Consider the following 4977-nt stretch of genomic DNA (forward strand, 5'->3'; position numbering starts at 1 on the left):
CGCGAGCTGGCCGAGGAGACCGGGCTCGACCCGGCCGAGCCCGGCGGCCCGATGGAGCGCCTGCACCTGGAGCAGCTCGCGACCTACGGCTCCCCCGGGCGCGACCCCCGCATGCGCGTGATCTCGGTCGCGTACCTGGCGTTCGCCCCCGAACTGCCCGATCCGCGCGCGGGCGGCGACGCCGCCGAGGCCGCCTGGGTCCGGGTGGACGGGCTGGGGCTGAGCGAGGCCGGCGCGCAGCATCCCGGCGTCACGCGCAAGCTCGCGTTCGACCACGCGCGGATCCTCGCCGACGGCCTGGACCGGGCGCGCGGGAAGCTCGAATACACGCCGCTCGCCACCGCGTTCTGCCCGCCCGAGTTCACCATCCCCGAGCTGCGCGCCGTCTACGAGACGGTCTGGGGCGAGGAACTGCACGCGGGCAACTTCCACCGCAAGGTGCTGTCGGTCCCGGGGTTCGTGGAGGCCACCGGCGGCACCGCCGACCGTGAGGGCCGGCGCGGCGGGCCGAGGCCGAAGCTCTACCGCGCGGGCGACGCGCGGCTGCTCCACCCCGCCCTGCTGAGGCCCAGCCGGGAGGAGGAGATCAGATGAAGCGCGTCTCCTCCTACGCGGAGGCCGTGGCCCTGCTGGAGCGCGCGGCCTCCCCGGCGGACGTGTTCGGCGAGGCGGAGGACGGCTTGGCCGCCGATGCCGAGGTTGAGGCCGACGCTGAGGCCGCGCGGTTGTACCGGCGGCTGGCCCGGCTCGTCCATCCGGACGCCACGCCGGACGGTTCGTCGCGGCACTTCGCACGCCTGTCGGAGCTGTGGCACGACTACAACGCGGCGCGCATGCCCGTCATGGAGGTCGGGGCGCACCGGTTCCGGCTGGGCGAGACCCTCGCCAGCGGCGACGTCGCCGAGCTCTACGCGGCCGAGCACTGGACGGCCGCGACCAGCGCGAACAGCGGTCGCGCGGCGAACGCGCGCGGGCGGCGCGCGCCGGACGGGCGGGGAAGGGGCGCGCCGGACGGACGTGAAGCGGGCGCGGCGGACGGGCGGGGGCGGCGCGTGGTGGTCAAGATGCCGCGCCACCCGGCCGACAACGACCTCATGTCCCGCGAGGAGGAGGCGCTGCGGACGCTGCGCCGCGACGGCGACCGGAAGTTCCGGGCGTACGCGCCGGAGCTGGTCACGGCCTTCCGGCACCGCGATCCCGGCACCGGCGAGACCCGCCGCGTCAACGTGCTCGCGCCGCTCGACGGGTTCGTCACGTTCGCCGAGATCGGCGCCGCCCATCCGGACGGCCTGGACCCGCGCGACGCGGCGTGGATGTGGCGGCGGCTGCTGGTCGCCCTCGGCTTCGCGCACCAGGCGGGCGTGGTGCACGGCGCCGTCCTACCCGAGCATGTGCTGGTCCACCCCGGCGAGCACGGGCTCGTCCTCGCGGACTGGTGCTACTCGGTCACGCGCCCCGGCGGACGCGTCCCCGCGATGGTCGGCCGGCACGCCGACCTGTACGCGCCCGAGATCCCCGCCCGCGAACCCGCCGTCCCCGCGACGGACGTGTTCATGGCGTCCCGGTGCGTCGCGCGGCTCATGGGCCGCCGCGCGCCCGCCGCGATGCGGCGCTTCGTCGCCGGATGCGTCCTGCCCGCGCCGCACCGGCGTCCGCGCGACGCCTGGCGGCTGCTCGCCGAACTCGACGAGCTGCTCGACCGCCTGTACGGCCCCCGAACGTTCCGCCCTTTCACCATGCCCTCAGGAGGAAGCCATGGGTAGCGGCAACTGGTCCACCAACGTCTACGCCGCCAACCGCGCCTACCAGGACGCGAACGGCATCAGCGCCTTCCAGTACAGCGACGGCGGCGCGACGTCCGTCCACCCCGACCTCGACCCGCACGGGGTCGCGCTGCGCGAGTCGCGCGACTCCGACGAGCACCCCGACTCGCTGGCCATCTCGGTGCTGTTCGACGTGACCGGCTCGATGGGGACGGTCCCGCGCACGCTCCAGACCCGGCTGCCGGACCTGCTCGGGCTGCTGCTGCGCAAGGGCTACGTCGCGAACCCGCAGGTCATGTTCGGCGCGATCGGCGACGCGCACTGCGACCGCGCGCCGCTGCAGGTCGGGCAGTTCGAGTCCGACAACCGGATGGACGACGACCTCGGCAAGATCCTGCTGGAGGGCGGGGGCGGCGGCCAGATGAAGGAGTCCTACGAGCTGGCCATGTACTTCATGGCCCGGCACACCGCGACCGACTGCTACGAGAAGCGCGGCAAGCGCGGCTACCTGTTCATGATCGGCGACGAGCTGGCCTACCCGGCGGTGCGGCGGCGGCAGGTCCGCGCGCTGATCGGCGACGGCCTGCGGGCGGACGTGCCGCTGGCCGCGCTGGTGGAGGAGCTGCGGCGCGCGTGGGACGTCTACTTCATCATCCCGGCGGGCGCGTTCCACACCGGCGACGCGCGACTGCGCGACTTCTGGCGCGACCTGTTCGGCCAGAACGTGCTGTACCTGGACGACCTGGACGCGGTCTGCGAGACGATCGCGCTCACCGTCGGGCTCGGCGAGGACGCCATCGACCTCGACGAGGGCCTCGCGCACCTGGACGAGTTCGGCTCGGACGCCGGACCGGCGGTGTCGAAGGCGCTCACCCCGCTGCGCCGGGACCGCGGCCGCGGCTCGGTCGCCGTCTCGAACGTCCCGTCCGGCCTGCGCGCCAAGGCACGCGACGAGGCCGACGGGCGGGACCGACGTGACGCAGGTAACGGGCGTGACGGACATGACGGGCGCGACTCGGGGAACCGGCGTCTCTGATGCGGCACACCATCGTCGTCGACCTCGGCTTCGGCGACGCCGGGAAAGGCACCGTGGTGGACCGGCTCTGCGCGCGGGGGCCGGAGCCGGTCCATACGGTCGTCCGGTTCAACGGCGGCGCGCAGGCCGCGCACAACGTCGTGACGCGGGACGGACGGCACCACACGTTCGCGCAGTTCGGGTCCGGGACGTTCACGCCGGGCGTCCGGACGCACCTCTCGCGGTTCATGGCGGTCGATCCCCTCGCGCTCGCCGCCGAGCACGAGCACCTGCGCACGCTCGGCGTCCGGGACGCGTTCCCCCGGCTCACCGTGGACCGGGACGCGCTGCTCACCACGCCGTACCACCGGGCCGCCAACCGCGCGCGGGAGACCGCCCGCGGCGCGGACCGGCACGGGTCCTGCGGAATGGGCGTGGGCGAGACCGCCGCGTACGCGCTCGCCCATCCTGATCTCGCCCTACGCGCCGGGGACTGCCTGGAGCCCGCCCGCCTTCGGCGTCGGCTGACCGCCCTCCACGACTGGTACCACGACCTCTTCCCGAACGGCGGCCTGCGCCCTGGGGGCGAGAGCGTGCCGAGCGTGGACGACTGTGTGGCGGCCTTCCGGGCGTTCGCGGGTGCCGTCCGGATCGTGGACGAGGCGCACCTCCCGCGCGTCCTGCGCACCGGACGCGTTGTGTTCGAGGGCGCGCAGGGCGTCCTGCTGGACGAATGGCACGGTTTCCACCCGTACACGACGTGGTCGACGACGACGTTCGCGAACGCGGAGACGCTGCTCGCCGAAGCGGGCGAGACGGGGTTTCGGCTGGGCGTCCTGCGCGCCTACGCCACCCGGCACGGGCCCGGACCGTTCGTGACCGAGGACCCCGCGCTCACCGCCGACCTGCCCGATCCGCACAACGGCACCGGGCCGTGGCAGGGCGCGTTCCGCGTCGGCCACCTCGACGCCGTCGCGCTGGACTACGCCGTCCGCGTCGCCGGAGGCGTGGACGGTCTCGCCCTCACCCATCTCGACGTCGCCGCCTCCCGCTCCGACCTGCGGATCTGTCGCGCGTACGCGATGGGCCGCGAGACCGTGCGGCGGCTGCCGGTCGCGGCGGCGCACGACCTGGACCGGCAGGCCGCGCTCACCGGACGGCTGCTGTCGGCGCGTCCGGTGCTCGAACCGCTCGGCGATCCGGTGGCGGCGGTCGAGGGCGCGCTCGGCGCCCCGGTCGTCCTGCGCTCCCACGGCCCGACCTCGGACGACAAGTCCGGGGCGCTTTTCGGCGAGCACGAATCCCAGCACGCGCTGTGACCGATCGGGGAGACCTCGTTCACCGCGCCGTGAGTTCCGCGCCGGGCCGTCCGCGCCGGGCGGCGGGATGGCGTCGGATGGGTTCCGTCCCCTGACCCTGGAGGCGGGAATGCCACTCCCCCGTCGGTCTCCGGTCCACGCCCGGCCCGCGTGGGGCGCGGCGCTCGGCGCGCTGCTCGCCGTGGGCGGCGCGCTGGCCGTGCCCGCCCCCGCGTCCGCCTTCACCCTGGTCCCGGGCGACGGGCCCGTGGTGTCCAGCCCCGGATCTCTCACCCCGGGCTCCCCGACGGGCGCGTTCGCGGTGTCGGCGCACATCGTCGACCGCGCCGTCCCGTCCCCCGCCGGGCACCGGGGCCCGAATCTCCAGCAGAGCCTCCAGGACGCGCAGGACGCCGTTGACGGCTTCTGGCGGCGGCACTGGACCCGAGTCCTCGGCGGACGCTACGACCCGCCCGCCGTCCTCGGCCCCTACGACGGCTCGAACCCCGCCACGACCCCGCGCTGCGGCGGCCACCCGTTGCTGCGCGACAACGCCGCGTACTGCCCCGAAGGCGACTACCTCGCCTGGGACGAGCACCTGATCCGCGACGGCCTCGGCAGCGGCGACGCCTGGATCTACATGGTCATCGCGCACGAGTGGGGGCACGCCGTCCAGCGCCGGATGCCGCCGGCCCTGGTGTCCGGCCGCACCGAGCTCCAGGCCGACTGCCTGGCGGGCGCCGCGCTGCGCGGGGCCGCGCGGGACGGCGCGCTGCTGGTCGACCCGGACGACCAGACCGAGATCGACGCGGCGTTCCGCCAGATCGGCGACGGGACGCCGTGGACCCGTCCCGGCGACCACGGCACCGCCGCGCAGCGCATCGCCGAGTTCACCCGTGGC

Annotated in this window: 5 protein-coding genes; all 5 read left to right on the plus strand. The window is 75.1% G+C overall.

Features of this window, described 5'->3' with window-relative positions; all coding sequences use genetic code 11:
- Positions 1-594 (plus strand): NUDIX hydrolase (locus AB0J52_RS27065; RefSeq protein ID WP_500185137.1); only part of this gene is annotated, 594 nt, incomplete at its 5' end.
- A complete protein-coding gene (locus tag AB0J52_RS27070; protein WP_500185138.1) occupies positions 591-1763 on the plus strand; it encodes a molecular chaperone DnaJ in 1173 nt (390 codons plus the stop codon). The genes AB0J52_RS27065 and AB0J52_RS27070, both read left to right, overlap by 4 nt.
- Positions 1756-2799: a hypothetical protein gene (locus AB0J52_RS27075; RefSeq protein WP_500185139.1), complete on the plus strand. Its 1044-nt coding sequence runs from the start codon at positions 1756-1758 to the stop codon at positions 2797-2799. The genes AB0J52_RS27070 and AB0J52_RS27075 overlap by 8 nt, the downstream gene beginning before the upstream one ends.
- Positions 2799-4097 (plus strand): adenylosuccinate synthetase, encoded by a 1299-nt coding sequence (locus tag AB0J52_RS27080; RefSeq protein WP_500185140.1) that lies wholly within the window; start codon positions 2799-2801, stop codon positions 4095-4097. Before AB0J52_RS27075 ends, AB0J52_RS27080 begins: the two co-directional genes overlap by 1 nt.
- Positions 4098-4206: 109 nt before the next feature.
- Positions 4207-4977 (plus strand): neutral zinc metallopeptidase (locus AB0J52_RS27085; protein WP_500185142.1); only part of this gene is annotated, 771 nt, incomplete at its 3' end.

The organism is Spirillospora sp. NPDC049652, assembly GCF_040675125.1.
GTDB lineage: Bacteria > Actinomycetota > Actinomycetes > Streptosporangiales > Streptosporangiaceae > Spirillospora.

Bases quoted from the DNA above. Each gene is read 5' to 3' on its own strand.
- AB0J52_RS27080 (WP_500185140.1), top strand. From the start codon at position 2,799: ATGCGGCACACCATCGTCGTCGACCTCGGCTTCGGCGACGCCGGGAAA.
- AB0J52_RS27075 (WP_500185139.1), top strand. From the start codon at position 1,756: ATGGGTAGCGGCAACTGGTCCACCAACGTCTACGCCGCCAACCGCGCC.
- AB0J52_RS27070 (WP_500185138.1), top strand. From the start codon at position 591: ATGAAGCGCGTCTCCTCCTACGCGGAGGCCGTGGCCCTGCTGGAGCGC.